Below are 26,608 nucleotides of genomic sequence, written 5' to 3'. Positions count from 1 at the left end.
GTTCGTCTTTCCCTGTCGAGCAACCAAAGTTACTCTTTTTCAGCAATATACGGGTCTTCGTAACCCATACCTTGCATGATTTCTGTCTCGAGGGATTCCATCTCTTCAGCTTCATCATCCTCGATATGGTCATAACCTAGCAGATGCAAGCTGCCATGTACAACCATATGCGCCCAATGTGCTAGTAGGGGCTTGTTCTGCTCTACTGCCTCTTTTTCAACAACTTGGCGACAGATAATCAAATCGCCCAGTAGATCCATCTCCATACCTGGTGGTACTTCGAATGGGAAAGATAGCACGTTGGTCGGCTTGTCTTTACCACGGTATTCGTGGTTTAGCTCGTGACTTTCTTGCTCGTCGACAATACGAATCGTCAGTTCCGCTTGTGGTTGGAAAAGAGGAATAGTCTTATCTAGCCACAATTGGAAATCTTGTTCAGAAGGTAAGCCTTCTTCATTTTCGACTGCCAGTTGCAAATCAAGTTCAATTGCCATGGTTATTCCTTAGTTGCCGCGACTTGTGCGCTAAGCTCTGCTTTGGCTGCTTCTAGCAGTTTGGCATCACGTTCTTCACGACGGCGTTTTTCAAACTCTTTACGTTCTTTCTGGTCTTGCGCTTCCCACTTCTCGTAAGCGTTAACGATACGAGCAACCACAGGGTGGCGCACTACGTCGTCAGCTTGGAAGAAGTTAAAGCTGATGTCATCAACTTCGCTCAGTACTTCAATTGCATGACGAAGACCCGATTTTGCACCACGAGGCAAGTCAATCTGAGTGACGTCACCAGTGATAACTGCGCGAGAGTTGAAGCCGATACGCGTTAGGAACATCTTCATCTGCTCGACGGTGGTGTTTTGGCTCTCATCAAGAATGATGAAGGCGTCGTTTAGAGTACGACCACGCATGTAAGCTAGAGGTGCTACCTCAATTACGTTACGTTCAATCAGCTTTTCTACGCGCTCAAAGCCCAGCATTTCAAATAGGGCATCGTACAGAGGACGTAAGTAAGGGTCGACTTTCTGGCTCAAATCACCAGGTAGGAAGCCCAGTTTCTCACCCGCTTCAACCGCAGGACGAGTAAGTAGAATACGACGGATCTCTTGGCGCTCTAGTGCGTCAACGGCTGCTGCAACCGCTAGGTAAGTTTTACCTGTACCTGCAGGACCGATACCGAAAGTGATATCGTGCGTCACCATGTTCATCAGGTATTGACCCTGATTTGGTGTACGAGGCTTGATCACGCCTTTCTTAGTTTTTACGAAGACTTCTTTACCGTGTTCGATGTTCGACTCGGTATTTTGCTCCAACACACCTGATTCTTTGATCGCCAGATGGATCTGCTCTGGTTCGATATCAGGCGTTTCGCCGCGGACAGGAGCGGTGTCTACATAAAGAGTTTTCAGAATATCCAGCGCAGCAGCTGCGGTATGAGGTTTACCGACAATGGTGAAAAGTTCGCTACGGTGGTTAATTTCAACGCCTAGGCGACGTTCTAAATGCTTGATGTTGTCATCGAATGGACCGCACAGGCTTGCTAGTCGGCGGTTGTCTGAAGGTTCTAGATTGATTTCTAGCGTTACGATTTTATTGCTCAATGTTGCCTCTCATTTTATGCCACTTAACGAGAGCCTGATAACGACCAGGCTCTCAATGGCTATTTGTACGAGCTTATGGCGTAAAAGTAGCTACACCTAGCTCATCTTCGCGACGTGTTTTCGCCATCATTTGTGTTGGTGAAATCACGCTACGAAGGTCCATGTCTTTTTCTGTACGTACTAGCTCACCACGCAGTGAGTTAGCAAATACATCCGTAATCTTCACGTCAACGAACTGACCGATCAGGTCTGCGCTACCTTCAAAGTTTACTACACGGTTGTTTTCTGTACGAGCACGAAGCTCCATTAGGTTCTTCTTAGAAGGACCTTCAACCAGAACGCGTTGCTCAGTGCCTAGCATTAGGCGAGAGTAGCGCATTGCTTGTGCGTTTACGGTTTGTTGTAGCTCGTATAGACGCTCTTTCTTCACTTGCTCTGATAGGTCACAAGGGTAATCTGCCGCTGGCGTACCTGGACGTGGAGAGAAGATGAAGCTGAAGCTCATGTCAAAGTCCACGTCTTTGATTAGCTTCATTGTGTCTTGGAAATCTTTGTCTGTTTCACCAGGGAAACCAACGATAAAGTCTGAACTGATTTGGATATCAGGACGTGCTTTACGCAGTTTACGGATGATCGACTTGTATTCAATCCCAGTGTGAGGACGTTTCATCATAGTCAGCACTCGGTCACTACCACTTTGCACTGGTAGGTGAAGGAAGCTCACTAGCTCAGGTGTGTCTTCGTATACTGCGATGATGTCATCAGTAAACTCTAATGGGTGGCTTGTTGTAAAGCGGATACGATCAATACCATCGATAGACGCAACCAAACGAAGCAGTTCTGCAAATGAACAGATTTCACCGTCGTGCATAGGACCACGGTACGCGTTTACGTTTTGACCTAGTAGGTTTACTTCACGTACGCCTTGATCTGCTAGCTGTGCGATTTCGAACAGTACGTCATCCATTGGACGGCTTACTTCTTCACCACGAGTGTACGGTACTACACAGTAAGTACAGTACTTAGAACAGCCTTCCATGATAGAAACGAATGCCGTTGCACCTTCAGCACGAGGCTCAGGTAGACGGTCAAATTTTTCGATTTCTGGGAATGAAATGTCCATTACTGGTGCTTCATCCGATTGAGATTGTTTGATCATCTCTGGAAGACGGTGAAGAGTTTGTGGACCAAAAATTACATCAACGTATGGAGCACGTTGACGGATGTGGTCACCTTCTTGAGTTGCTACACAACCACCTACGCCGATAACTACGCCAGGCTTTTTATCTTTTAGTGTCTTCCAACGGCCAAGCTGGTGGAAAACTTTCTCTTGCGCTTTTTCACGGATCGAACAGGTGTTAAGTAGAAGTACGTCTGCTTCCTCTGGCTCTTCGGTCAGCTCATAGCCGTTTGCAGCATTAAGCAGGTCGGCCATTTTTGATGAATCGTATTCGTTCATCTGGCAGCCCCAGGTTTTAATTAGCAGTTTCTTACTCATCTCACTTTCGCTCGTTCAGTTGTTCTTAAATCGGAGAGCTATTGCTCAAATTATAGCCGCCATCTCGGCGGTAAGCGGCGTATTGTACTGCTTTAAAAAGCACCTGACTAGTGATCTGACAAATTCTCTGCAAACCCTGATGAAATCTAGTTTTTTGCCCTATATACAGCAAGGTTTTTTGTTAAACAATTTTGTAAAAATAGCCACGGAACGTACAATTAAAAAACGCCAATTAATCAATATGATGAAGAGCAAAAAATGAACAAGTATGACATCGCCGTAATCGGTGGCGGCATGGTCGGGGCAGCGGTGGCTGTTGGCTTTGCCAAGCAAGGTAGAAGCGTTGTAGTGGTAGAAGGCGCAGAGCCAAAGGCGTTTGAGGCTTCTCAAGCGTTGGATATTCGCGTTTCTGCGATTTCTCATCAGTCAGTGAAGCTACTTGATTCATTAGGTGCATGGTCAGTAATTGAGAGCATGCGAGTGTGTCCTTATCGCCGCTTGGAAACGTGGGAACACCCAGAGTGCCGTACTCGTTTTCACTCTGATGAACTGTCATTGGAGCAGTTAGGATACATTGTTGAAAACCGTCTAATCCAACTAGGCCTTTGGCAAACTTTCGCACAATACGACAACTTAACGGTGATGTGCCCAGAGCGATTGAAAGACATCGAATTTGCCGAGGTAAATTGTGTAACGCTAGAAAGCGGCGAGCAGTTTGAAGCGAGTTGGGTGATTGGTGCCGATGGCGCGAACTCAAAAGTTCGTCAATTGGCGGGTATTGGCGTAACCGCATGGGATTACCGTCAACACTGCATGCTGATCAACGTGAAAACCGAACTTCCTCAGCAAGACATCACTTGGCAGCAATTTACTCCGTCAGGTCCACGCTCGTTCTTGCCACTATGCTCGTTAACTGAAGATGGAAAAGAAGTAGGGCAGGGCTCGCTGGTGTGGTATGACTCGCCAAAACGCATTAAGCAATTGTGCGCGATGACCAAACCTCAGTTAAAAGAAGAGATCCTACGTCATTTCCCTGCAGAATTGGGTGATATCGACGTTTTACAGTTTGGCTCATTCCCATTGACTCGCCGTCATGCTCAAAGTTATTCAAACAAGCATTGCGTGTTAGTGGGCGATTCTGCTCATACAATTAATCCACTTGCTGGGCAAGGCGTGAATCTTGGCTTCAAGGATGTTGATGTCCTGCTTTCAGTGACGGATCAGCAAGAGCAACTTAATGATTCATTACTCGCCAAGTATGAGCGCGCGCGTCGACCAGATAACTTGCTAATGCAAACGGGCATGGATGTGTTCTACAAAGGCTTTAGTAATGATTTAGGGCCACTGAAGTTCGCTCGTAATGCGGCATTAAAGTTGGCGGAAAACTCAGGGCCGATTAAAGCACAAGTATTGAAGTACGCATTGGGTATGTAAGTCTGGATACCCTTAAGCGTCAGGTAGAAAAGCAATAGATAGAAAAAAAGCGAGCCATGAGCTCGCTTTTTTAATTCGATAAATCAGAGATCTACCGAGTCCAGAATCGGAAAAAAGAAAAAACCCAGCAAATTAATGCTGGGTTTTTCAATCATGGTGCGGTCGGAGAGACTTGAACTCTCACACCTTGCGGCGCCAGAACCTAAATCTGGTGCGTCTACCAATTCCGCCACGACCGCATCGTATTTTTTAGTCACTAAGGTAATTGGTATAACCTTAACAACGTTTTGTAATGGCAGGGCTACCTGGATTCGAACCAGGGAATGGCGGCATCAAAAGCCGCTGCCTTACCGCTTGGCGATAGCCCTACAGGTCTTAGTCTTTCAACTAAGTGCTTTCCATTTAAGGAAAGTATGGTGCGGTCGGAGAGACTTGAACTCTCACACCTTGCGGCGCCAGAACCTAAATCTGGTGCGTCTACCAATTCCGCCACGACCGCACCGTGTTTTTTAGTTACTAAGGTGATTGGTATAACCTTAACAACGTTTTGTAATGGCAGGGCTACCTGGATTCGAACCAGGGAATGGCGGCATCAAAAGCCGCTGCCTTACCGCTTGGCGATAGCCCTACAGGTCTTAGTCTTTCAGCTAAGTGCTTTCCGTTTAAGGAAAGTTATGGTGCGGTCGGAGAGACTTGAACTCTCACACCTTGCGGCGCCAGAACCTAAATCTGGTGCGTCTACCAATTCCGCCACGACCGCGCTTTAACGCTTCTGAACAATAGTCTTAAGTATAAACTATTTATCGGAATAAATGGTGGCTACGACGGGATTCGAACCTGTGACCCCATCATTATGAGTGATGTGCTCTAACCAGCTGAGCTACGTAGCCAACAATATGTTTTTAATTAAGATGGTGCGGTCGGAGAGACTTGAACTCTCACACCTCGCGGCGCCAGAACCTAAATCTGGTGCGTCTACCAATTCCGCCACGACCGCATCTTAATTGTTGTTATCGAGAGAATTGGTAAACCTCAATAACGTCCCTTTAAAGGGAGAATAATGGCAGGTCTACCTGGATTCGAACCAGGGAATGGCGGCATCAAAAGCCGCTGCCTTACCGCTTGGCGATAGACCTACGGGCGATAGTCAAAAGACATATCAAATTAGAAAAGTATGGTGCGGTCGGAGAGACTTGAACTCTCACACCTTACGGCGCCAGAACCTAAATCTGGTGCGTCTACCAATTCCGCCACGACCGCGACTTTTCTAAATCATCTAGGAAGTTGGTAAAACCTAGACAATAAAATAAATGGTGGCTACGACGGGATTCGAACCTGTGACCCCATCATTATGAGTGATGTGCTCTAACCAGCTGAGCTACGTAGCCAACAATATGTTTTAACAACATATGTATTCTTTTAATTAAGATGGTGCGGTCGGAGAGACTTGAACTCTCACACCTTGCGGCGCCAGAACCTAAATCTGGTGCGTCTACCAATTCCGCCACGACCGCGTCTTAATTGTTGTTATCGAGAGAATTGCTAAAACCTCAATAACGTCCCTTTAAAGGGAAAATATGGCAGGGCTACCTGGATTCGAACCAGGGAATGGCGGCATCAAAAGCCGCTGCCTTACCGCTTGGCGATAGCCCTACATTGCTCTAATAAAAGAGACTTTAATTATGGTGCGGTCGGAGAGACTTGAACTCTCACACCTTGCGGCGCCAGAACCTAAATCTGGTGCGTCTACCAATTCCGCCACGACCGCATAACTACTGAGTAAACTCAATAATTAAAATAGTGGCAGGTCTACCTGGATTCGAACCAGGGAATGGCGGCATCAAAAGCCGCTGCCTTACCGCTTGGCGATAGACCTGCAGGCAATAAATATATGGTGCGGTCGGAGAGACTTGAACTCTCACACCTTGCGGCGCCAGAACCTAAATCTGGTGCGTCTACCAATTCCGCCACGACCGCATATATTTATTTAGTTTCGATTCAAGATGGTGCGGTCGGAGAGACTTGAACTCTCACACCTTGCGGCGCCAGAACCTAAATCTGGTGCGTCTACCAATTCCGCCACGACCGCATCTTGAAATCTATTAACCATTAGTTAATTGGTAAAAACTAATCGTTGAATTTTCTCTTTCATTAAAGAAAGAATGGTGGCTACGACGGGATTCGAACCTGTGACCCCATCATTATGAGTGATGTGCTCTAACCAGCTGAGCTACGTAGCCATCTTTTTGAGCGAGACAATATAAACCTTCACGCTCTAAGTGACAACCCTTTTTCTTAAAGGAATCTCACTTTGGAAAAATGGCAGGTCTACCTGGATTCGAACCAGGGAATGGCGGCATCAAAAGCCGCTGCCTTACCGCTTGGCGATAGACCTGCAGGCAGTAGTATTTCTACTACTTAAAACATGGTGCGGTCGGAGAGACTTGAACTCTCACACCTTGCGGCGCCAGAACCTAAATCTGGTGCGTCTACCAATTCCGCCACGACCGCATCTATTCCTAACTATTCTAATAAAAGAATGTTTAGGAATGGTGGCTACGACGGGATTCGAACCTGTGACCCCATCATTATGAGTGATGTGCTCTAACCAGCTGAGCTACGTAGCCAATACCATGTTTTTCGTTCTCGTCGCTAAGTTGCCTTGTTGTCGGGAACGGCGCGCATTATGCGAAGTTGAGTGAGATCCGTCAACAGTTTTTTTCAATAAATCCCGCAAAATCCATCGTTCGCTTCCTTTTTAAACAAAGAGGCGCGTTTATGATCTAAAACTGGAAATAAATTGGCTTGGAGCGAGGGAGTTTATTTTCTGTTGTTTATGAAAGGTATAAAAAAAGCCAGCACTATGGCTGGCTTTTTATGTAAATGAAGTGTTTAAAATTCATTCACTTAATTATACGTTGAAGCGGAAGTGTACAACATCACCATCTTTAACGATGTATTCTTTACCTTCTAGACGCCATTTACCTGCATCTTTCGCACCGCTTTCACCGTTGCATTGGATGAAATCGTCGTAACCAACAACTTCTGCACGGATGAAGCCTTTTTCAAAGTCAGTGTGGATCTTCGCTGCTGCTTTTGGCGCGGTTGCACCAACAGGGATTGTCCATGCACGAACTTCTTTCACGCCAGCTGTGAAGTAAGTTTGTAGGTTTAGCAGTTCGTAACCCGCGCGGATAACACGGTTTAGACCTGGTTCTTCGATACCAAGGTCAGCTAGGAACTCTTCACGCTCGTCGTCTTCTAGTTCAGCCATCTCTGATTCGATCGCTGCACATACAGGAACAACAACGTTGTTTTCTTTTGCTGCAAACTCACGTACTGCGTCTAGGTACGCGTTGTCTTCAAAACCATCTTCGTTCACGTTAGCGATGTACATAGTTGGTTTTAGCGTCAGGAAGTTTAGGTAGCCAATTGCTGCTAGTTCTTCTTTCGTAAGCTCAACAGTACGCGCCATGCCACCTTCCGTTAGGATAGGAAGCAGTTTTTCTAGAACAGTTAGTTCGAATTTTGCGTCTTTATCGCCGCCTTTTGCTTTCTTAGCGTTACGCTGAATCGCGCGCTCACAAGAATCAAGGTCAGCCATTGCTAGCTCAAGGTTGATAACTTCAATATCTTCGATTGGAGACACTTTACCTGCAACGTGAACGATGTTGTCGTTTTCGAAACAACGTACAACGTGGCCGATTGCGTCAGTTTCACGGATGTTCGCTAGGAATTTGTTACCTAGACCTTCACCGCGAGATGCACCTGCAACTAGACCAGCGATGTCTACGAATTCCATTGTAGTAGGCAGAACTTTCTGTGGGTTAACGATCTTTGCTAGAGCATCTAGACGTAGATCTGGCACAGGAACCACACCAGTGTTTGGTTCAATGGTACAGAACGGGAAGTTTGCTGCTTCAATACCCGCTTTAGTTAGTGCGTTAAACAGAGTTGATTTACCAACGTTAGGAAGACCAACGATGCCACATTTAAAACCCATGATAGTAACCTTATTCAGCTTTGAACGTGTGGAGGCGATTTTGTGCTTTTGATAGACCATCCTTAATTAGGATATCTAGACAGCGCACTGATTCGTCAGCTGCGGCGTCTAGTAGCTCTTGCTCTTTTGCTGGAGCTTTGCCTAGTACAAAACCTGCCACTTTATCTTTGTGTCCCGGATGGCCGATGCCGATACGAAGACGATAAAAATCTTTGTTATTGCCCAGTTTGCTAATCGTGTCACGCAGACCATTATGGCCACCGTGACCGCCACCTTTCTTAAACTTAGCGACACCTGGCGGTAAGTCTAGCTCGTCATGAGCAACCATGATCTCTTCTGGCTTAATTTGGTAAAACTTCGCGAGTGCTGCGATCGCCTTGCCAGATAGGTTCATGAAGGTGGTTGGGATTAGCAAACGGAGATCCTGGCCATTGACCATAATGCGTCCTGTTAGGCCAAAGAACTTTGGTTCGTTCTTCAGGGTAACGTTGTGAACGCGAGCTAATTCTTCTACAACCCAAGCGCCCGCATTGTGGCGAGTTTTGGCGTATTCTGGTCCCGGATTAGCAAGACCAACAAGAAGTTTGATTGGTTGAGTCAAGGTTAGGATCTCTCTGGAATCTCAAAAAGCGCAGTATGATAGCACAGAATTCTCACAGTGGGCGACCAAGGGATTTTCTGCCTATCGATACAAATAAAAAAACACCCCAAAGAGGGGTGCTTTTAAAATCAGTCTAACTGAAATGTTCGTATTAGTTGAACATTGCAGAGATTGACTCTTCGTTGCTGATACGACGAATCGCTTCAGCTAGCATGCGAGATAGGCTTAGTGTAGTTACTTTGCCAGTTGCAGCCATCTCTTTAGATAGAGAGATAGAGTCAGTTACGATAACTTGGTCAAGAACTGAGTTCTTGATGTTGTCTGCAGCGTTACCAGAGAAAACAGCGTGAGTTGCGTAAGCGAATACACGCTTAGCACCGCGCTCTTTTAGCGCTTCAGCTGCTTTACATAGTGTGCCACCTGTATCGATCATGTCATCAACGATCACACAGTCACGACCTTCAACGTCACCGATTAGGTTCATTACTTCAGAAACGTTTGCACGTGGACGACGCTTGTCAACGATAGCGATGTCGATATCGCCTAGCGCTTTTGCTGTTGCACGAGCACGAACAACGCCACCTAGGTCAGGAGAAACCACTACTGGGTTTTCTAGACCACGAGATTGCATGTCTTCTAGAAGTACTGGCGTACCGAAGATGTTATCAACTGGTACATCGAAGAAGCCTTGGATTTGCTCTGCGTGTAGGTCGATAGTCAGAACGCGGTCAACACCAACGTTAGATAGGAAATCAGCAACAACTTTTGCAGTAATTGGCACACGAGAAGAACGTACACGACGATCTTGGCGAGCGTAGCCGAAGTAAGGAATAACTGCAGTGATACGGCCTGCTGAAGCACGGCGCATTGCATCAATCATAACAACCAGTTCCATTAGGTTGTCGTTAGTCGGTGCACAAGTGGATTGAATGATAAAAACATCGCTACCACGAACATTCTCGTTGATTTGAACTGCAACTTCGCCATCAGAAAAGCGAGAAACAGATGCATCACCTAGAGAGATGTAAAGACGATCAGCAATACGTTGGGCTAGTTCAGGTGTTGCGTTACCAGCAAATAGCTTCATATCAGGCACGGTGGAAACCTCGGGTTTGCGTCCAGTTTTAAATAGGTCGGTGTGAGGCTGATTGGTATTCAGCCAAAGTCTCTTTCAGTGGCGAAACATTGCGCCCTTGAGCGACAAATGCCGAGACTTTATCAGAGAGTTGTGCAAGGATAGTTTCCGCTTCGGTTTTGCTCGAAAATTCAGCAAAAACGCAAGATCCTGTCCCCGTCAATCTTGACGGCGCGTATTGTAGCAGCCATGAAAGTTGCTTATCAACCTCTGGGTAGAGCATTCGTACAATTTTTTCGCAATCGTTTACGCTTGGCGCGTTTAAAAGCGTTTCTAAATCGCGTTTTGGCGTATTTCGGGTCAGATCTGGATGACCGAATATGTCGGCGGTTGCAATGGAAACATTTGGGCGAACAACCAAATACCATTTCTCATCTGGATGAGCCGGAGAAAGTTTCTCACCAACACCTTCCGCAAACGCAGCAAAGCCGCGAACAAAAACGGGTACATCAGCACCAAGCGCAAGGCCTATTTCGGCTAATTCATCATCACTTAAGTGGGTTTGCCATAGGTAGTTCAGTGCAACCAGCGCTGTTGCCGCATTTGAAGAACCGCCACCAATGCCACCGCCCATCGGTAAGATCTTATGAAGATCAATATGGGCACCGTATGAGCAATTTGTGTAGCGTTGCAACGCCGTGGCAGCTTTCCAGATCAAGTTGTCTTTTAGAGGAACACCTTCAATCTCAGGTGAAATGGTGATCTCACCAGAGTTGTTCGCTTGAATGGTGAGTTCATCGCCGTGATCGACGAATTGGAATAGTGTTTGTAGCTCGTGGTAGCCGTTTTCAGTGCGGCCATTGATATAAAGAAAGAGATTCAATTTCGCCGGAGATGGCCAGCGGGTTGAAATATCGATCATTGGGTGATGTTCCATTTTGTGATCACTAAATTAATTTTTACGTCTGCTGTGCTCAGCTTTAACTTGCTTGGTAGAGGCAATGTCTGTTGATGCCATTCAATGTCACCATAGCGTTGATACGCGATGTTCCAATCATTCGGGCCGATCTGTTTATCGAGGGCTTGCAATGTATTGGTTGGTGAAAGCTGGAAAGAGTCTGCATCAGTTGGTAAACCGAGTAGCCAGTCTGGCATGTGGTCGACTGGCATCATCAAACCGGTCAAACGGAAAATGAGTTGGTTAGCATCACGAGCAGAGAGTACTTGATCATCGTACGTTTCGACCGTCGCGCCTTGCGGGGTAATCGTGAGCTTTAATGCGGTTTGACCAAGCAGAGTGGTTAAGCGCAATTGGCTTAAGGCGGAAGAGTGCTTCCAGAAAAAGTTCAGGCTTTGTCTTTGATCAGGGCCAATGTAGCCAAGTTTGCCTGTAGCTTGAAAGTTATCAATGGTTTCCAGTCGCTGTTCGTGCGCTTGCCACTCTACGCTGGTGACACTTTCAGGAACAGAACTACAACCCGCGAGTACTAGGCTCGATAAGAGCAAGATGAGAAAGGAGCGTAAGGTCATGTTTGATGGCTTATTAATCAGTTTCATCGGTAATCGCTCACAACTATAGCATTGAAAAGCCGAGCGAAGGAAAACAAATCCGGCTTACCCTTTCAATAAATGTGTGCTTACAGTAAAATTCTGAACCTATTTTATAACCGATCTCAGAGATACCACGTTAGATGTCCTTGCTTGCTATTGGAATCAATCACAATACAGCGTCTGTTGACTTGCGAGAGAAAGTGGCGTTCGGACCCGATAAATTGGGCCCAGCACTTGAGCAACTCAGAGACCATGAAGCCGTAAATGGCAGTGTGATTGTTTCTACCTGTAACCGTACCGAAGTGTACTGCGACGTGAAGCAAGGAGCGCGAAATAAGCTTATCGACTGGCTAGCCCAGTTCCATCAAGTTAATCAAGAAGACTTGATGCCCAGCCTTTATGTCCATGAAGAGCAAGCGGCGATTAAGCACTTGATGCGTGTTTCTTGCGGCCTTGATTCACTGGTACTAGGTGAGCCTCAGATTTTGGGTCAGGTAAAACAAGCGTTTTCTGATTCCCGAGATCATCAGGCGGTGGATGCGTCGATTGATAAGTTGTTCCAAAAGACTTTCTCAGTCGCAAAACGTGTTCGAACAGAAACTGATATTGGTGGTAACGCCGTGTCGGTGGCTTATGCTGCATGTACACTGGCGAAACACATCTTTGAATCACTGTCTGACTCAACAGTATTGTTGGTTGGCGCAGGTGAAACCATCGAATTGGTGGCGAAGCACTTGGCGTCGAACGGCTGTACTAAGATGATTGTTGCAAACCGTACTCGAGAGCGTGCTCTTGTGTTAGCGGAGCAATTTGGGGCAGAAGTGATCAGCTTGAATGAAATTCCGGACCATTTATCAAGAGCTGACATCGTGATTAGCTCAACGGCGAGCCCACTGCCTATTATTGGTAAGGGGATGGTTGAGACTGCGTTGAAGAAACGTCGTCACCAGCCGATGCTCTTGGTGGATATTGCGGTACCACGTGATGTGGAAGCGCAGGTCAGTGAATTGAATGATGCTTACTTGTATTCGGTGGATGACTTGCAGTCGATCATCGATAGCAACATTGAACAACGTAAAGTAGAAGCGATTCAAGCAGAAGCGATCGTCAGCGAAGAAAGCGCGGCATTTATGACGTGGCTACGTTCACTCCAAGCGGTGGACAGTATTCGTGATTATCGTAAATCGGCCAACGAAATTCGTGAAGATTTGCTAAGTAAGAGCCTACAATCATTGGCAACGGGCGCAGACCCAGAAAAAGTGCTGCGCGAGCTTAGTAATAAACTCACCAACAAACTGATTCACGCTCCAACTCGTGCGCTGCAAAGTGCGGCCGAGCAGGGCGAACCAGCAAAATTAACGGTTATCCGCCAGACCCTTGGTTTGGATGATCTGTAACTCACGCTTTTTATTAAGAAAACGACACTATGAAAGCCTCTATTCTGACTAAGCTAGAAACGCTAGTAGAACGTTACGAAGAAGTTCAACATCTTCTTGGTGATCCTGATGTAATTGGAAATCAGGATAAATTCCGCGCTCTATCAAAAGAGTACTCTCAGCTAGAAGAAGTTACTAATTGCTTCCAAGCGTATCAACAAGCGCAAGATGATCTCATCGCTGCTGAAGATATGGCTAACGAAGACGACGAAGAAATGCGTGAAATGGCGCAGGAAGAAATCAAAGAAGCAAAAGATGCGATCGAGCGTCTGACTGATGAGCTACAAATTCTTCTTCTTCCAAAAGATCCAAACGATGACCGTAACTGTTTCCTTGAAATCCGTGCTGGTGCAGGCGGTGATGAAGCAGGCATCTTCGCGGGTGACTTGTTCCGCATGTACAGCAAATACGCAGAGAAGCGTGGTTGGCGCATCGAAGTGATGTCTTCTAACGAAGCAGAACACGGCGGTTACAAAGAGATGATCGCGAAAGTGAGCGGCGACGGTGCATACGGCGTATTGAAGTTTGAGTCAGGCGGTCACCGTGTACAACGTGTTCCTGCTACAGAATCTCAAGGTCGTGTTCATACTTCTGCGTGTACCGTAGCGGTTATGGCGGAAATCCCAGAAGCGGATCTGCCAGAAATCAAAGCTGCAGACCTGAAAATCGATACTTTCCGTGCATCTGGCGCGGGTGGACAGCACGTTAACACCACGGATTCTGCAATCCGTATTACTCACTTACCAACTGGTACAGTAGTAGAGTGTCAGGACGAGCGCTCACAGCATAAGAACAAAGCGAAAGCGATGGCAGTACTTGCTGCTCGTATCGTTCAAGCGGAGCAAGAGCGTCGTGCGGCAGAAGTGTCTGACACACGTCGTAACCTACTAGGTTCTGGTGACCGTAGTGACCGCATCCGTACTTACAACTACCCACAAGGTCGTGTTTCTGATCACCGTATCAACCTAACCATCTACCGTTTGAACGAAGTGATGGAAGGTGATCTACAAAGCCTGATCGATCCAGTAGTTCAAGAACACCAAGCAGATCAACTAGCGGCGCTAGCTGAGAACGGCTAATCGATGAGCCAAGTTCAATCTATTGAGCAAGCACTGAAAAGTGCGACGGCAATTCTGACAGAAGGCGGCAAAGAGTCGCCTTCTCTCGATGCAGCTGTCCTTCTTTGCCATGTCCTTGGCAAACCAAGAACCTACCTACTGACCTGGCCAGAAAGAGCATTAGAAACCGAGCAACAAGCTCAGTTTGATGCACTATTGGCACGACGCATCGCTGGTGAGCCCGTGGCTTACATTATTGGTGAACGTGAGTTTTGGTCGTTACCTCTTAAAGTCTCGCCATCCACATTGATCCCAAGACCAGATACTGAACGTTTGGTTGAAGTCGCATTAGATAAGACTTTCGGACAAACGGGATCGATCTTAGACCTTGGCACAGGAACTGGCGCGATAGCTTTAGCATTGGCGTCTGAAATGCCAAATCGCCAAGTGATGGGTATCGATCTTAAGCAAGAGGCGAAAGAGCTGGCTGAGCACAATGCGTCGCGATTAAACATCAAAAATGTGACGTTTGATCAAGGTAGTTGGTTCGAACCTATTGCCAGCGGAACAAAGTTTGCTTTAATTGTCTCCAACCCACCGTACATCGACGAAAAAGACCCACACCTCTCTCAAGGAGATGTGCGTTTCGAACCAAAATCGGCGTTGGTTGCCGATGAGAATGGTCTAGCGGATATTCGTCATATCTCTGATCTTGCGCGTCAATATTTGCAAGAGGGTGGGTGGCTCGCTTTCGAACATGGTTATGATCAGGGCGAAGCCGTTCGTGAGATCATGACGCACTTTGGTTTTGAACAAGTCGTTACGGAAAAAGACTATGGTGATAACGATCGAGTGACGCTCGGTTGTTACAAACCGCAATAATAACGAGCAAGTCAGCAGTAACTTATAAAAGAGAAAGAAAATGTACGTAGCTCTAAAACATATTCACTTAGTAACGATCGCATTGAGCGCGACGCTACTATCGATCCGATTTGTATTGTTGATGATGGATTCTCCAAAGCGCAACAATCGCTTCTTGAAAGTTTTCCCACACATTGTTGATACGGCGCTATTGCTGTCAGGTATCGGCCTAATTATGGTGACTGGCTTCATTCCATTTACGGATGCTGCTCCTTGGCTAACCAACAAAATCACTTGTGTGCTTGCGTACATCGCTCTTGGTTTCTTCGCTCTGAAAATGGCGAAAAACAAGTTGCTGAGAATTTTTGCCTTCTTTGGCGCTCTGGGCTGGTTAGTTATGGCCGCCAATATTGCAGTATCTAAAAATCCAAACCTATTTGGGTAATCTTCATGCTTGAGTTTTTTGACGAAGATTTTGACAACATGGCGTTGGTGGAAGGCGCGTTAGAGCTAAACCACTCCATCAACCCAGACACCAATGTCCATTGGGCAAAACTGGAACTAGAACGTCTTTATAAAGAAGCGGAAGCTACCTTGGTTCACGAGACGGATGAAGAACAACGTTTCGAATCGTTTCTGCGCTTATTCTTTTATGAGTGGGGCTTTAAAGGCGACGAGCAAGAGTATTTTATCTCTGACAACAGCTTTATCGACAAGGTGTTGGAGCGTAAAAAAGGTATCCCAGTGAGCCTAGGTGCCATCTTGCTGTACTTGGGTAACCGTCTTGGCTTTCCAATGAAAGGTGTCACCTTTCCGACTCAATTCTTGATCAAAGTGGATTGGATGCACAAAACACCAGACTACATTAACCCGTTTAACGGTGAGTATGTCGGTGAGAAAATCCTCCAAGCTTGGTTGATTGGTCAAGAAGGTCCACTGGCAACATTAAAGCCAGAACACTTTGAAGAAGCGGACAACCCGACTGTGATTGGCCGTTGGTTGGCGTTGATCAAGAGCGCGATGTTACGTGAAGAGCGTTATACATTGGCGCTGCGCTGCACCAATCTTGCGTTGACGTTTGTACCTGATGACCCATACGAAATTCGTGACCGTGGTTTTATCTTCCAGCAGTTGGATTGCCATCAGGTAGCAGTGTCTGATTTTCAGTACTTTATTGACCAATGCCCAGACGATCCGGCATCAGAGCTACTAAAATCACAAGTTAACGCTATGAGCGAAAAGCACGTTACGCTTCACTAATTTTATCGGCATGCTCAAACGTCATGTCGAAGACAGATAAAAGAGAATCAAAATGGAACAGAAAATCGTTAATATTGGCGACATTCAAGTTGCTAACGACAAGCCATTCACCCTATTTGCAGGTATGAACGTTCTTGAGTCTCGTGATCTTGCTATGCAGATCTGTGAGCACTACGTAAAAGTAACGGACAAGCTTGGCATCCCTTACGTGTTTAAGGCGTCGTTCGACAAAGCAAACCGCAGTTCTGTTCACTCATACCGTGGCCCAGGTCTAGAAGAAGGCATGAAAATCTTCCAAGAACTGAAAGACACGTTCGGCGTGAAGATCATCACTGATGTTCACACTGAAGCGCAAGCTCAACCAGTGGCTGACGTGGTTGACGTTATCCAGCTTCCTGCATTCCTTGCTCGTCAAACTGACCTTGTTGAAGCAATGGCAAAAACAGGTGCGGTGATCAACGTGAAGAAACCTCAGTTCATGAGCCCTGGTCAAGTGGGTAACATCGTTGAGAAGTTTGCAGAGTGTGGTAACGAAAACATCATCCTTTGTGAGCGCGGTTCTTGCCACGGTTACGACAACCTAGTGGTTGATATGCTTGGTTTTGGTGTGATGAAAAACGCATCGAAAGGCAGCCCAATCATATTTGACGTAACGCACTCACTACAAATGCGTGACCCGTCGGGCGCGGCATCTGGCGGTCGTCGTGAGCAGACTGTTGAACTGGCGAAAGCCGGTCTAGCAACAGGTATTGCAGGTCTATTTATTGAAGCGCATCCGAACCCAGATCAAGCACGTTGTGATGGCCCATCTGCGCTGCCGCTAGACAAACTTGAGCCGTTCCTAGCGCAAATGAAATCGCTAGACGATCTAATCAAGAGTTTTGCAGACATCGATATCAAATAATCGATTGTTGTGAATGTTAAAATGAAATGGTCAGCCTATGTGCTGGCCATTTTTGTATCGACACATTGATTCTGCCCCACTATCCTTTTCTCGCTTCTCGCTTCTCGCTTCTCGCTTCTCGCTTCTCGCTTCTCGCTTCTCGCTTCCTTACACCACTTTGATTATGTCTATAATTTGCTTAGATTTGCGGCGAATTGGTTTGCTATGAGTAAAGTGCGTCGCAGAAACATGAAATCAATACCTTAGTGATTTACACTAGCGCCAAGTTTGCGCGTTTTAGCACAATGAGATCCCTGTTTCTTGGTTGCTGAGCGCGTAATGCAGTGGACCCCAGACGATAAAAAGGTAAAACAATGAAGCAACGCCTGATTGTAAAAACCGCTTTGAGCGCAGCTATCTTGGCAACTCTTGCCGGATGTGCCACGCAACCAGCACACGAATGGAATGAAGACACAACTTACAAACTGACCGTACTGCACACCAATGACCACCACGGTCGTTTTTGGCAAAACAAGTACGGTGAGTACGGCATGGCGGCACGTAAAACGCTGATTGATGAACTGCGTGCAGAGATTCAAGCCGAAGGCGGTAGCGTGCTTCTACTATCAGGTGGTGATATCAACACTGGTGTTCCTGAGTCTGACTTACAAGATGCTGAGCCTGACTTCAAAGGCATGAGTAAGATTGGTTACGACGCAATGGCGCTGGGGAACCACGAGTTCGATAACCCACTGGAAGTACTGTTCAAACAGCAAGAGTGGGCAAACTTCCCAATGCTGTCTGCCAATATTTACGACAAAGAAACCGGCGAGCGATTGTTCCAACCTTATGCCATGTTCAACAAGCAAGGCATCAAGATTGCGGTGATTGGCCTAACGACAGAAGACACGGCAAAACTGGGTAACCCAGAATACATCGGCGAGGTTGATTTCCGCGACCCGAAAGAAGAAGCGAAAAAGCTGATTGCTGAACTAAAGCAAACTGAAAAGCCAGATCTTATCTTCGCAGTGACACACATGGGTCACTACGAAAACGGCAACCGTGGTGTGAATGCTCCCGGTGACGTGGCCTTGGCTCGCTACCTAAATGAAGGTGATTTGGACATGATTGTGGGTGGTCACTCACAAGAGCCAGTTTGTATGGAAGGCCCTAACGTCATTAAGAAGAACTTTAAGCCGGGTGACGAATGTAAGCCAGATGAGCAAAACGGTACTTACATTGTGCAAGCGTACGAGTGGGGTAAGTACGTTGGTCGTGCTGATTACGAGTTCCGCAACGGCGAATTGTCGATGGTGAGCTACGATCTGATTCCGGTTAACTTGAAGAAGAAAATCAAAGTGAACGGTGAGTCTCAACGTGTCTTGGTTCAAGATGAAATCGCACAAGACTCAGCAATGTTGGATTTCCTTCGCCCTTACCAAGAAAAAGGTCAGGGTCAGTTGAATGTGAAAATTGCCGAATCTAACGGCAAATTGGAAGGTGACCGCAACGTTGTTCGTTTCCAACAAACTAACCTTGGTCGTTTGATTGCAACAGCTCACATGGAGCGCGCTAAAGCGGATTTTGCTGTGATGAACTCAGGCGGTGTTCGTGATTCGATTGAAGCAGGCGACATCACCTACAAAGACGTGCTGACGGTTCAGCCATTTGGCAACATGGTGTCTTACGTCGATATGTCGGGTAAAGAAGTGCTCGATTACTTAAACGTCGTAGCGACAAAGCCTGTTGACTCTGGTGCTTACGCTCAGTTTGCTGGCATTACCATGACGGTTGAAAATGGCAAAGTATCGAATGTTTTTATCGGTGAAAAACAGCTTCGCCTAGATGGTCAATACCGCTTTACCGTACCAAGCTACAACGCGTCAGGTGGTGATGGTTACCCGAAAGTGAATACTCATCCGGGTTACGTCAACACGGGCTTTACGGATGCTGAAGTACTGAAAGAATTCTTGGAATCACACAGTCCAATTGATGTAAATGAGTACGCGCCTTCTGGTGACATCGTTTACAAGTAAAAAGCGATTGACTCAAAGTCGCTGATACCATTAACTTAAAGCGCTGCTCCTCACTAGGTGCAGCGTTTTTTGTTTTATAAGGAGAATCTTGATGACTCCGGCCATTAATCTTGCGAAAAAGAAAAAAGTTACACACACCATTCACCAATACGAGCACGATCCAAGAGCAGACAGCTATGGACTAGAAGCGGCTGAGGTATTGGGACAAGATCCAAAGAAAGTATTCAAAACCTTGTTGTTCTGTTTGAATGGTGAGCCAAAGAACCTTGCAGTTGCGATTATCCCTGTTGATCAAAAGCTGAACCTAAAACTGGCGGCGAAAGCAGCGAAGGGCAAAAAGGCTGATATGGCCGATCCCGAAATCGCGCAAAAGACCACAGGTTATGTTGTTGGTGGGATTAGCCCACTGGGGCAGAAGAAAGCACTACCGACTTTTTTGCACGAAAGCGCAACAGAGCAAGACACAATCTGTGTGAGCGCAGGTAAACGTGGTTTAGAAATCGAGTTAGCACCGAAAGATTTACTGAGCTTAACTCGCGGGCAGTTTGCCCCTCTTTGCCTGTAAATACATGACAAATAAAAAGGACGCCCATGAGCGTCCTTTTTTGATTTATCCAGTCAGTGAAGCGTTACTTCTTCAGACTCAATGTACCACCAGTGCGTTTAGCTGGTTTGCTTGGCTTCGCGGCATTTGGGTTCATGTAATGCTGCTTCGGCTTACTCGGTGATTGAGGTTTGTTTGCTGAGTGCGTATTGCTCGATGCATCTGGTTTACGGTGCGATTTACCATGCTCGCCTTGCGGTCTGCTGCGTTCACCTTGTGGTTTCGCTTTGTAATGCTCTTTTGCTGGGCGTCCATCTTCATCATCACGCTGACGGCGCTGTTGGCCTTTTTTCGAGTTCGGGGCATGACGGAATTCATCCGCGTTGTTACCACGGAACGTGCGTGTTTTTTGGTTGCGGCGCGCCGTTGAACCTTGGTTCTCTTCACGGCTATCAAATAGCTTCGCGTCGGTCGCTTTACGGATGTTGCGGCCTCTAGAATCTGTTTTTGATGCTTCTTCTGTACCCACAGAGCCCTCACACATTGCTAGGATCTCTGCCACTTCGTCGTCACTCAGGTAACGCCATTTACCGTTAGGAATGCCATCAAGTGAGATGTTCATAATACGTACGCGACGCAGCTTGAATACTTCGTAGCCTAGCGCTTCACACATACGACGGATCTGACGGTTCAAACCTTGAGTCAGTACGATACGGAAAGAGAATTTGGTCTCTTTCTCTACTTTACAAGGCAGAGTAACCGTATCGAGGATCTTCACACCGCTCGACATCTGCTTGAGGAATTCACCCGTGATTGGTTTGTCGACACGTACTACGTATTCTTTCTCGTGGTTGTTACCCGCACGCAGAATCTTGTTTACGATGTCGCCATCGTTAGTAAGGAAGATCAAACCATCGGAAGGTTTATCCAGACGACCGATAGGGAAGATACGCTTTTTGTGGCCGATGAAATCAACGATGTTACCCGGAATATCACGCTCAGTAGTACAAGTGATACCGGTTGGTTTGTTCAACGCGATGTAAATTGGTTTTTCTTTCGCTGCAACAGGGTTGCCATCAACACAAACATCATCGCCTGGCAGTACTTTTGTGCCCATCTCTGGTTGTTGACCATTAATAGTGACACGGCCTTGCTCGATAAGACGGTCTGCTTCACGACGCGAGCAAAAGCCCGTTTCGCTGATGTATTTGTTTAAGCGTTTTGCGTTGTCTTGTGACATGTGAGTCTCCTAACGTTTCACAACGGCGGTTAATAGAAGTACCTGCTGCTAATTAAAGCAGCAAGGTGAGATAAGGTCGGGCATTCTAGCACCGAGATTCCGGTTAGCCTAAACGTTTTTGATGACGTTCACGCGTCTCCATTTTCTTTTCAGCACTCTTTCTTAATAGAACGTACACAGCACCGCTGCCACCGTGGAATCGTTGTGCACTGTGAACACATTGCACTTCTCGGATTTGTTGTAGCCAACTCGCGACAAAACTCTTCATTAGTGCTGGTGGATTTGAACGTTCGCCACGACCATGTACGATCACCACGGTACGGATATCCATCTCAATACATTGTTTGAGGAATTTAACGACTTCGTCGCGCGCTTCTTTTAGCGTTTTACGGTGCAGGTCAAGTCGAGCTTGGATGGGGTACTTACCAAGGCGCAGTTTTCTGTATACGCCATCTTGTACACCATCGCGTTTGAACTCGATAAAGTCATCGGGTTTGAGCATTTCTGCATGGTCAATCGACAAGTATTCAGGATCATCTTCAGTGAGCCAAATCGCGGCTTCGCGCTTCGCCAATTGAGCATCTGTCACGTGATGCACTTTTTTATGGTTAGCGGTGTCTTGGTCGATAGGCTTTACATCGCCCATCATCTGTTGGAACAGATCAAAATCGTCGTCTTGAGACATAACGGCAATCTCATAAAGAACAGGGTAGGAATAGTAAGATTATATCAATGAGTGGTGTATTGGGATCAAATAAAAAACCGGAGTGGGCAAGTAACCAACTCCGGTGCAAAGCGTTTCTAGAGCTAAGCGAGATCTAGTGAGGAGATTTGTCGTTCATAACCTTGTACACGAAGAAACCGCCGTAAAACAGCATTAGACCAATTGCCCCAAAGATTACAATCATTGACGATAGTCCCACCGCATTACCAAATAGGAGATCAAGCCAAAAGTCCATATGTTTCCTCCAAGATATTTCCGACATGGATAACGTTAATGGGTGGTGTTTTTTTGCACACTGATCTGGATCAATTATGTTGCCGAGGTTAATAATCTGTATTTTATTGTGGGTTCTTAGTCACATTTTACGTGCTAGTGTTCAGTAAATCGTCAATCGAATTAAGACATTAGGTTTTTTTGTAAAAAGCGCTTGCGTCTCTCTAAAGAATCCGTAATATACGCATCCGTTGACGGGGATAAGTCCTCAGTTAAACATCTCGGTGAATAGCGCAGCTTGGTAGCGCATCTGGTTTGGGACCAGAGGGTCGGGGGTTCGAATCCCTCTTCACCGACCACTTTTAGAAAAGCCGCAACAGAAATGTTGCGGCTTTTTGCGTTTTACGGCTTTTCGAATCGAGAACGCTTCGCTTCGGGAACGGACTTCGTCCTTCGAGATGCGAGATAGGGAAAGCTACGCTCCGAGAGTCGGGAGCGCTTCGCTTTGGGAATCGAGGGGGACTCTTTGAGAATAAAGATAAAAAGTATCTTTATTAAGAAGGGGGTTGACGGGACTTGTTCCCGAATCCCGCATATAAAAAGCTATTGATTAGATATCGCAGTCTGCCTTACGTGTATTGCCAAGTGGTTCAATCGTAAAGCCGCGTTTTTCGAGCAAGTCAATCAGGTTGTCTTTACCGACCAAGTGCAAGCTGCCGACAACAATTGTGTATTGGCCTGACTTCTTCGGTAGCACGCTGCCAGAATCTAATTTCTCAGCCCAATCTCGGTTGCGGTCATACAAGAAAGCTTCGCTGAACTCATCGCTCGATTGTTCACTCATGGATGCTTCTTCTAATGTGCTGCCGTCTCCGCTTTTCCAGCTGTCGATTAAGCACTGCACCAATTTTTCACCGCCATCGTATTCTTCAATCGAAGAAAGCAGTAGCTCTTTACCACCATCTTTTTGTCCCGCGATTAAATCCAACTGAAACTGCACACTTTCCAAAGGCAGCACCGGCACTTGCTTTTTATCGGCTAGGTTAATCAAGTGCATGTCGACGCCTTGGTCGGATGCATAACCCAGTTTGTTTACCAACATCAATTGAATGGTTAAAGCCGCAGACCATGGCGGCACATTGAGCAACTGTGCTTCTTGTAGGCCTAAGTCATTGGCTATCTCGGCAAGGTGTTTGCGCTGGGTTCTATCTAAAACATCTTTGGCAAGAAAGTCGGTTTTTGGGTACGTCACGCCTTCGGTATTTCGAACGTCGGCTTCGATGATTAAGCCATCACTGTTTTTGAGGAACTGAGTGACGGCTTTTGGCAGTGGGTACATGGTTTTGTCACCCACATGGACGGAGCCAATAATCATGTATTCCATGTCGCCTTTCTTTGCTAGCCAATGCTGTGGCTCGGCTTGAACTGAATAAGAAGTAAAAAAGACGATCAGAGATGACATTACGGACAAAAGTCGAAACATATTTTGCTCCTCGAATTCAATATGCATCTTATCTATAACACGGTTCGGCAAAATCGTCATTTTTAAAAATATTGACGAGTTTTAACGGCGGAGAAATGAGAGCTAATTCACGAAAGCGTTTCAATTGAGTTTGTTGTTAATGGTTCACTTAATAACCAATAGTGATCAAAATCCTATAAAACCAGTCGAACCCCATCAATATTCGTGATTGAGATCGCAACAAACTCGTCAAAAAAAGTTGGTCGTTTTTAACGTTTTAATTAAGTGATTGAAATTAATATGTTTATATTTTTCTGCTTGAAGCTGAATTTGAGCTGGATCACTTCTTAGTTCCATTAATTTTACGCTTAGAAATAACTGCTTGTATGTTGAATGCAACTGTTAAGCGCCTCGCATTTAGGTGCTCACCATTTTTGATAAATGTCGTTTTGAACCACTGACTTTTTGGGGAAAGTAAGATGTTGAAACATAGTCTGATTGCTGCTTCTGTTATCGCTACATTGGCAGGTTGCTCTTCACTACAGAACTCTGAGCAACAAGTTGTAAACTCATTGGCTGACAACCTTGATATTCAATATGAAGTGTTGACTAACCACGGCGCAAATGAAGGTCTTGCATGTCAAGACATGGGTGCTGAGTGGGCGTCTTGTAACAAAGTAAACATGACGCTAGTTAACCAAGGTGAAGCGGTTGACTCTAAAGATTGGGCTATTTACTTCCACAGCATTCGTCTGATTCTGGATGTTGAAAACGAACAGTTCAAAATCTCTCGCGTAACGGGTGACCTACACAAACTAGAACCGACAGATAAGTTTGATGGTTTTGCTGCGGGTGAAGAGGTTGTGCTTCCTCTTGTTGCTGAATACTGGCAGCTATTTGAAACTGACTTCATGCCAGGCGCGTTTGTTGCTGCACCAAATGCAGAGCCTAAGATGATCGCTTCTCTTAACACAGAAGACGTTGCATCTTTCGTTACTGGCCTTGAGGGCAACAACCTTAAACGTACGCCAGATGACAACAACGTATTTGCAAACGCTGTGTCTCGTTTCGAGAAGAACGAAGACCTAGCAAAACAAGACGTATCAACCACGTTACTACCAACGCCAATGTCTGTTGAAGCAGGTAAAGGTACGGTAGATATCGCGGCGGGTATTGCGCTGCCTAAAGACGCATTCGATGCGACTCAATACGCAGCAATTCAAGATCGTGCAGAAGTGGTAGGTGTGGATGTTCGTGGTGATCTTCCTGTAAGCATCACTGTTGTTCCTGCAGACTTCACCGGTGAATTAGCAAAATCTGGTGCTTACGAAATGAGCATCAAAGGCGACGGTATTGCGATTAAAGCGTTTGACCAAGCAGGTGCTTTCTACGCAGTACAATCTATCTTTGGCCTGGTAGATAGCCAAAATGCTGATTCTCTACCACAACTGTCTATTAAAGATGCGCCGCGTTTTGATTACCGTGGTGTGATGGTGGACGTGGCTCGTAACTTCCACTCTAAAGACGCAATTCTTGCAACGCTTGACCAAATGGCAGCGTACAAGATGAACAAATTACACCTTCACCTAACGGATGATGAAGGCTGGCGTTTAGAAATCCCGGGTCTGCCTGAGCTGACTGAAGTGGGTGCTAACCGTTGTTTCGATTTGGAAGAGAAAAGCTGTTTACTGCCTCAGCTTGGCTCGGGTGCAACGACAGACAACTTTGGTTCTGGCTTCTTCAGCAAAGCAGACTACGTGGAGATCTTGAAGTACGCGAAAGCGCGTAACATCGAAGTGATTCCTGAAATTGATATGCCAGCGCACGCTCGTGCAGCAGTGGTATCAATGGAAGCACGTTACGACCGCCTAATGGAAGAAGGTAAAGAAGCAGAAGCGAACGAGTACCGCCTGATGGATCCTCAAGATACATCAAACGTAACGACGGTTCAGTTCTACAATAAGCAAAGCTTCATCAACCCATGTATGGAATCTTCGACTCGCTTTGTTGATAAAGTGATTTCAGAAGTAGCAGCAATGCACCAAGAAGCGGGCACGCCGCTAACAACATGGCACTTTGGTGGTGACGAAGCGAAGAACATCAAACTAGGTGCTGGTTTCCAAGATGTGAACGCTGAAGACAAAGTAAGCTGGAAAGGTACGATTGACCTGTCTAAACAAGACAAGCCATTCGCACAATCTCCACAATGTCAGACGCTAATTGCAGACGGTACGGTAAGCGACTTTGCTCATCTACCAAGCCACTTTGCAGAAGAAGTGTCTAAGATTGTGGCAGAGAAGGGCATTCCAAACTTCCAAGCTTGGCAAGATGGTCTTAAATACAGTGAAGGCGAGAAAGCGTTCGCAACAGAAAACACACGTGTTAACTTCTGGGACGTTCTTTACTGGGGTGGCACATCATCAGTGTACGAGTGGTCTAAGAAAGGTTACGACGTGATCGTTTCTAACCCAGACTACGTGTACATGGACATGCCATACGAAGTTGACCCAAAAGAGCGTGGTTACTACTGGGCAACACGTGCAACAGATACTCGTAAGATGTTTGGTTTTGCACCAGAGAACATGCCTCAGAACGCAGAAACCTCTGTAGACCGTGATGGCAATGGCTTCACTGGTAAAGGTGAAATCGAAGCGAAACCTTTCTACGGTCTATCAGCACAGCTTTGGTCAGAGACAGTACGTAACGACGAGCAATACGAGTACATGGTATTCCCTCGCGTACTAGCAGCCGCTGAGCGTGCATGGCACCGTGCTGATTGGGAAAACGACTACAAAGTGGGTGTTGAATACTCGCAAAACTCTAACTTAGTAGACAAAGCTGCGCTAAACCAAGACTACAACCGCTTTGCGAACGTACTTGGCCAACGTGAACTGGCTAAGCTAGAGAAATCAGGTATCGACTACCGCCTACCTGTACCAGGTGCGAAAGTAGAAGATGGCAAGCTAGCAATGAACGTTCAGTTCCCAGGTGTGAAGCTTCAATACTCTCTAGATGGCAAGAACTGGCTAACTTACGCAGACAATGCTCGTCCAAATGTGAAAGGTGAAGTGTTTATTCGCTCTGTATCTGCAACAGGCGAGAAGACAAGCCGCGTGACTAGCGTGAAGTAATTCT

At 46.3% G+C, this 26,608-nt stretch carries 22 protein-coding genes and 21 tRNA genes; 11 read left to right on the top strand and 32 right to left on the bottom strand.

What is annotated here, in order from left to right:
• Positions 1 to 29: 29 nt before the first annotated feature.
• The 3 genes from ybeY to miaB all read right to left on the bottom strand — a co-directional run bounded on the left by ybeY (position 30) and on the right by miaB (position 3,092).
• Complete coding sequence (gene ybeY / locus A9237_RS04750) at positions 30 to 494, bottom strand: rRNA maturation RNase YbeY (protein ID WP_005425552.1); 465 nt, start codon at positions 492 to 494, stop codon at positions 30 to 32.
• 2 nt (positions 495 to 496) lie between these two features.
• A complete protein-coding gene (locus tag A9237_RS04745) occupies positions 497 to 1,594 on the bottom strand; it encodes a PhoH family protein (protein WP_078607766.1) in 1,098 nt (365 codons plus the stop codon).
• Between the two features lie 73 nt (positions 1,595 to 1,667).
• A complete protein-coding gene (gene miaB, locus A9237_RS04740; protein ID WP_005438595.1) occupies positions 1,668 to 3,092 on the bottom strand; it encodes a tRNA (N6-isopentenyl adenosine(37)-C2)-methylthiotransferase MiaB in 1,425 nt (474 codons plus the stop codon).
• A gap of 258 nt (positions 3,093 to 3,350) precedes the next feature.
• On the opposite strand from miaB, the gene A9237_RS04735 reads away from it, so the two are divergent.
• Complete coding sequence (locus tag A9237_RS04735; RefSeq protein WP_078607765.1) at positions 3,351 to 4,526, top strand: 2-octaprenyl-3-methyl-6-methoxy-1,4-benzoquinol hydroxylase; 1,176 nt, start codon at positions 3,351 to 3,353, stop codon at positions 4,524 to 4,526.
• A 154-nt stretch (positions 4,527 to 4,680) separates the two neighbouring features.
• Here the strand turns inward: A9237_RS04735 and A9237_RS04730 are convergent.
• The 25 genes from A9237_RS04730 to lolB form a co-directional block, all read right to left on the bottom strand.
• Positions 4,681 to 4,765: transfer RNA gene (locus tag A9237_RS04730), tRNA-Leu, on the bottom strand.
• A gap of 54 nt (positions 4,766 to 4,819) precedes the next feature.
• Positions 4,820 to 4,894 (bottom strand) — tRNA-Gln (locus tag A9237_RS04725).
• A 46-nt stretch (positions 4,895 to 4,940) separates the two neighbouring features.
• Positions 4,941 to 5,025: transfer RNA gene (locus tag A9237_RS04720), tRNA-Leu, on the bottom strand.
• A 54-nt stretch (positions 5,026 to 5,079) separates the two neighbouring features.
• Positions 5,080 to 5,154: transfer RNA gene (locus A9237_RS04715), tRNA-Gln, on the bottom strand.
• 47 nt (positions 5,155 to 5,201) lie between these two features.
• Positions 5,202 to 5,286, bottom strand: a tRNA-Leu gene (locus tag A9237_RS04710).
• 53 nt (positions 5,287 to 5,339) lie between these two features.
• Positions 5,340 to 5,416: transfer RNA gene (locus A9237_RS04705), tRNA-Met, on the bottom strand.
• Between the two features lie 22 nt (positions 5,417 to 5,438).
• Positions 5,439 to 5,523, bottom strand: a tRNA-Leu gene (locus tag A9237_RS04700).
• A 64-nt stretch (positions 5,524 to 5,587) separates the two neighbouring features.
• Positions 5,588 to 5,662, bottom strand: a tRNA-Gln gene (locus tag A9237_RS04695).
• Positions 5,663 to 5,701: 39 nt separating this feature from the next.
• A tRNA-Leu gene (locus A9237_RS04690) sits at positions 5,702 to 5,786 on the bottom strand.
• Positions 5,787 to 5,837: 51 nt separating this feature from the next.
• A tRNA-Met gene (locus A9237_RS04685) sits at positions 5,838 to 5,914 on the bottom strand.
• A gap of 41 nt (positions 5,915 to 5,955) precedes the next feature.
• Positions 5,956 to 6,040, bottom strand: a tRNA-Leu gene (locus tag A9237_RS04680).
• A 64-nt stretch (positions 6,041 to 6,104) separates the two neighbouring features.
• Positions 6,105 to 6,179: transfer RNA gene (locus A9237_RS04675), tRNA-Gln, on the bottom strand.
• Between the two features lie 30 nt (positions 6,180 to 6,209).
• Positions 6,210 to 6,294, bottom strand: a tRNA-Leu gene (locus tag A9237_RS04670).
• 33 nt (positions 6,295 to 6,327) lie between these two features.
• Positions 6,328 to 6,402 (bottom strand) — tRNA-Gln (locus tag A9237_RS04665).
• Positions 6,403 to 6,418: 16 nt separating this feature from the next.
• Positions 6,419 to 6,503, bottom strand: a tRNA-Leu gene (locus tag A9237_RS04660).
• Between the two features lie 27 nt (positions 6,504 to 6,530).
• Positions 6,531 to 6,615: transfer RNA gene (locus A9237_RS04655), tRNA-Leu, on the bottom strand.
• Between the two features lie 74 nt (positions 6,616 to 6,689).
• Positions 6,690 to 6,766, bottom strand: a tRNA-Met gene (locus A9237_RS04650).
• 80 nt (positions 6,767 to 6,846) lie between these two features.
• Positions 6,847 to 6,921, bottom strand: a tRNA-Gln gene (locus A9237_RS04645).
• 31 nt (positions 6,922 to 6,952) lie between these two features.
• Positions 6,953 to 7,037 (bottom strand) — tRNA-Leu (locus A9237_RS04640).
• A gap of 39 nt (positions 7,038 to 7,076) precedes the next feature.
• Positions 7,077 to 7,153 (bottom strand) — tRNA-Met (locus A9237_RS04635).
• Positions 7,154 to 7,437: 284 nt separating this feature from the next.
• Positions 7,438 to 8,529: a redox-regulated ATPase YchF gene (gene ychF, locus A9237_RS04625; RefSeq protein ID WP_009705656.1), complete on the bottom strand. Its 1,092-nt coding sequence runs from the start codon at positions 8,527 to 8,529 to the stop codon at positions 7,438 to 7,440.
• 10 nt (positions 8,530 to 8,539) lie between these two features.
• Entirely contained in the window at positions 8,540 to 9,130 is a 591-nt protein-coding gene (gene pth / locus A9237_RS04620; protein ID WP_005438598.1) for an aminoacyl-tRNA hydrolase, read from the bottom strand.
• Between the two features lie 151 nt (positions 9,131 to 9,281).
• A complete protein-coding gene (locus tag A9237_RS04615; protein WP_010446481.1) occupies positions 9,282 to 10,226 on the bottom strand; it encodes a ribose-phosphate pyrophosphokinase in 945 nt (314 codons plus the stop codon).
• A 28-nt stretch (positions 10,227 to 10,254) separates the two neighbouring features.
• Positions 10,255 to 11,127 carry a 4-(cytidine 5'-diphospho)-2-C-methyl-D-erythritol kinase gene (gene ispE, locus A9237_RS04610; protein WP_078607764.1) on the bottom strand — a complete coding sequence of 291 codons (873 nt, stop codon included), beginning with the start codon at positions 11,125 to 11,127 and terminating at the stop codon, positions 10,255 to 10,257.
• Positions 11,124 to 11,762: a lipoprotein insertase outer membrane protein LolB gene (gene lolB, locus A9237_RS04605; protein WP_005438601.1), complete on the bottom strand. Its 639-nt coding sequence runs from the start codon at positions 11,760 to 11,762 to the stop codon at positions 11,124 to 11,126. Before lolB ends, ispE begins: the two co-directional genes overlap by 4 nt.
• 134 nt (positions 11,763 to 11,896) lie before the next feature.
• Here lolB and hemA point away from each other — a divergent pair, with 134 nt between their 5' ends.
• The 8 genes from hemA to ybaK all read left to right on the top strand — a co-directional run bounded on the left by hemA (position 11,897) and on the right by ybaK (position 19,855).
• Positions 11,897 to 13,153, top strand: a complete 1,257-nt coding sequence (gene hemA, locus A9237_RS04600; RefSeq protein WP_009705659.1) for a glutamyl-tRNA reductase — start codon at positions 11,897 to 11,899, stop codon at positions 13,151 to 13,153.
• A gap of 29 nt (positions 13,154 to 13,182) precedes the next feature.
• On the top strand, positions 13,183 to 14,271 hold the full coding sequence (gene prfA, locus A9237_RS04595) for a peptide chain release factor 1 (RefSeq protein WP_005438604.1): 1,089 nt from the start codon (positions 13,183 to 13,185) through the stop codon (positions 14,269 to 14,271).
• A 3-nt stretch (positions 14,272 to 14,274) separates the two neighbouring features.
• Entirely contained in the window at positions 14,275 to 15,132 is an 858-nt protein-coding gene (gene prmC, locus A9237_RS04590) for a peptide chain release factor N(5)-glutamine methyltransferase (protein WP_078607763.1), read from the top strand.
• Between the two features lie 40 nt (positions 15,133 to 15,172).
• Positions 15,173 to 15,556, top strand: coding sequence for a SirB2 family protein (locus A9237_RS04585; RefSeq protein WP_005449241.1), 384 nt, complete (start codon positions 15,173 to 15,175; stop codon positions 15,554 to 15,556).
• Between the two features lie 5 nt (positions 15,557 to 15,561).
• Positions 15,562 to 16,371 carry a SirB1 family protein gene (locus tag A9237_RS04580; RefSeq protein ID WP_020198208.1) on the top strand — a complete coding sequence of 270 codons (810 nt, stop codon included), beginning with the start codon at positions 15,562 to 15,564 and terminating at the stop codon, positions 16,369 to 16,371.
• A gap of 52 nt (positions 16,372 to 16,423) precedes the next feature.
• Positions 16,424 to 17,275: a 3-deoxy-8-phosphooctulonate synthase gene (kdsA, locus tag A9237_RS04575; RefSeq protein ID WP_005438608.1), complete on the top strand. Its 852-nt coding sequence runs from the start codon at positions 16,424 to 16,426 to the stop codon at positions 17,273 to 17,275.
• A 353-nt stretch (positions 17,276 to 17,628) separates the two neighbouring features.
• On the top strand, positions 17,629 to 19,290 hold the full coding sequence (ushA, locus tag A9237_RS04570) for a bifunctional UDP-sugar hydrolase/5'-nucleotidase UshA (RefSeq protein ID WP_009705661.1): 1,662 nt from the start codon (positions 17,629 to 17,631) through the stop codon (positions 19,288 to 19,290).
• Between the two features lie 91 nt (positions 19,291 to 19,381).
• Complete coding sequence (gene ybaK / locus A9237_RS04565; RefSeq protein WP_005438610.1) at positions 19,382 to 19,855, top strand: Cys-tRNA(Pro) deacylase; 474 nt, start codon at positions 19,382 to 19,384, stop codon at positions 19,853 to 19,855.
• A 64-nt stretch (positions 19,856 to 19,919) separates the two neighbouring features.
• Here ybaK and rluF read toward each other — a convergent pair whose 3' ends face one another.
• The 3 genes from rluF to A9237_RS04550 all read right to left on the bottom strand — a co-directional run bounded on the left by rluF (position 19,920) and on the right by A9237_RS04550 (position 22,033).
• Positions 19,920 to 21,074 carry a 23S rRNA pseudouridine(2604) synthase RluF gene (rluF, locus tag A9237_RS04560; protein WP_078607762.1) on the bottom strand — a complete coding sequence of 385 codons (1,155 nt, stop codon included), beginning with the start codon at positions 21,072 to 21,074 and terminating at the stop codon, positions 19,920 to 19,922.
• 103 nt (positions 21,075 to 21,177) lie between these two features.
• Positions 21,178 to 21,759, bottom strand: coding sequence for a DNA endonuclease SmrA (smrA, locus tag A9237_RS04555; protein ID WP_038891618.1), 582 nt, complete (start codon positions 21,757 to 21,759; stop codon positions 21,178 to 21,180).
• A gap of 133 nt (positions 21,760 to 21,892) precedes the next feature.
• Entirely contained in the window at positions 21,893 to 22,033 is a 141-nt protein-coding gene (locus A9237_RS04550) for a DUF3149 domain-containing protein (protein ID WP_010650907.1), read from the bottom strand.
• 260 nt (positions 22,034 to 22,293) lie between these two features.
• On the opposite strand from A9237_RS04550, the gene A9237_RS04545 reads away from it, so the two are divergent.
• Positions 22,294 to 22,370, top strand: a tRNA-Pro gene (locus A9237_RS04545).
• A gap of 251 nt (positions 22,371 to 22,621) precedes the next feature.
• Here A9237_RS04545 and A9237_RS04540 read toward each other — a convergent pair.
• Positions 22,622 to 23,494 (bottom strand): TraB/GumN family protein, encoded by an 873-nt coding sequence (locus tag A9237_RS04540; protein WP_078607761.1) that lies wholly within the window; start codon positions 23,492 to 23,494, stop codon positions 22,622 to 22,624.
• A gap of 458 nt (positions 23,495 to 23,952) precedes the next feature.
• On the opposite strand from A9237_RS04540, the gene A9237_RS04535 reads away from it, so the two are divergent.
• Positions 23,953 to 26,604 (top strand): beta-N-acetylhexosaminidase, encoded by a 2,652-nt coding sequence (locus A9237_RS04535; protein WP_038896406.1) that lies wholly within the window; start codon positions 23,953 to 23,955, stop codon positions 26,602 to 26,604.
• Positions 26,605 to 26,608: the final 4 nt, after the last annotated feature.

This window comes from Vibrio owensii, assembly GCF_002021755.1.
GTDB lineage: Bacteria > Pseudomonadota > Gammaproteobacteria > Enterobacterales > Vibrionaceae > Vibrio > Vibrio owensii.
This window is presented reverse-complemented; position numbering and strand designations above follow the sequence as displayed.

Bases quoted from the DNA above. Each gene is read 5' to 3' on its own strand.
- ybeY (WP_005425552.1), bottom strand. From the start codon at position 494: ATGGCAATTGAACTTGATTTGCAACTGGCAGTCGAAAATGAAGAAGGC.
- miaB (WP_005438595.1), bottom strand. From the start codon at position 3,092: ATGAGTAAGAAACTGCTAATTAAAACCTGGGGCTGCCAGATGAACGAA.
- A9237_RS04735 (WP_078607765.1), top strand. From the start codon at position 3,351: ATGAACAAGTATGACATCGCCGTAATCGGTGGCGGCATGGTCGGGGCA.
- ychF (WP_009705656.1), bottom strand. From the start codon at position 8,529: ATGGGTTTTAAATGTGGCATCGTTGGTCTTCCTAACGTTGGTAAATCA.
- ispE (WP_078607764.1), bottom strand. From the start codon at position 11,127: ATGATCGATATTTCAACCCGCTGGCCATCTCCGGCGAAATTGAATCTC.
- lolB (WP_005438601.1), bottom strand. From the start codon at position 11,762: ATGAAACTGATTAATAAGCCATCAAACATGACCTTACGCTCCTTTCTC.
- hemA (WP_009705659.1), top strand. From the start codon at position 11,897: ATGTCCTTGCTTGCTATTGGAATCAATCACAATACAGCGTCTGTTGAC.
- prfA (WP_005438604.1), top strand. From the start codon at position 13,183: ATGAAAGCCTCTATTCTGACTAAGCTAGAAACGCTAGTAGAACGTTAC.
- prmC (WP_078607763.1), top strand. From the start codon at position 14,275: ATGAGCCAAGTTCAATCTATTGAGCAAGCACTGAAAAGTGCGACGGCA.
- A9237_RS04585 (WP_005449241.1), top strand. From the start codon at position 15,173: ATGTACGTAGCTCTAAAACATATTCACTTAGTAACGATCGCATTGAGC.
- A9237_RS04580 (WP_020198208.1), top strand. From the start codon at position 15,562: ATGCTTGAGTTTTTTGACGAAGATTTTGACAACATGGCGTTGGTGGAA.
- kdsA (WP_005438608.1), top strand. From the start codon at position 16,424: ATGGAACAGAAAATCGTTAATATTGGCGACATTCAAGTTGCTAACGAC.
- ushA (WP_009705661.1), top strand. From the start codon at position 17,629: ATGAAGCAACGCCTGATTGTAAAAACCGCTTTGAGCGCAGCTATCTTG.
- ybaK (WP_005438610.1), top strand. From the start codon at position 19,382: ATGACTCCGGCCATTAATCTTGCGAAAAAGAAAAAAGTTACACACACC.
- rluF (WP_078607762.1), bottom strand. From the start codon at position 21,074: ATGTCACAAGACAACGCAAAACGCTTAAACAAATACATCAGCGAAACG.
- smrA (WP_038891618.1), bottom strand. From the start codon at position 21,759: ATGTCTCAAGACGACGATTTTGATCTGTTCCAACAGATGATGGGCGAT.
- A9237_RS04550 (WP_010650907.1), bottom strand. From the start codon at position 22,033: ATGGACTTTTGGCTTGATCTCCTATTTGGTAATGCGGTGGGACTATCG.
- A9237_RS04540 (WP_078607761.1), bottom strand. From the start codon at position 23,494: ATGTTTCGACTTTTGTCCGTAATGTCATCTCTGATCGTCTTTTTTACT.
- A9237_RS04535 (WP_038896406.1), top strand. From the start codon at position 23,953: ATGTTGAAACATAGTCTGATTGCTGCTTCTGTTATCGCTACATTGGCA.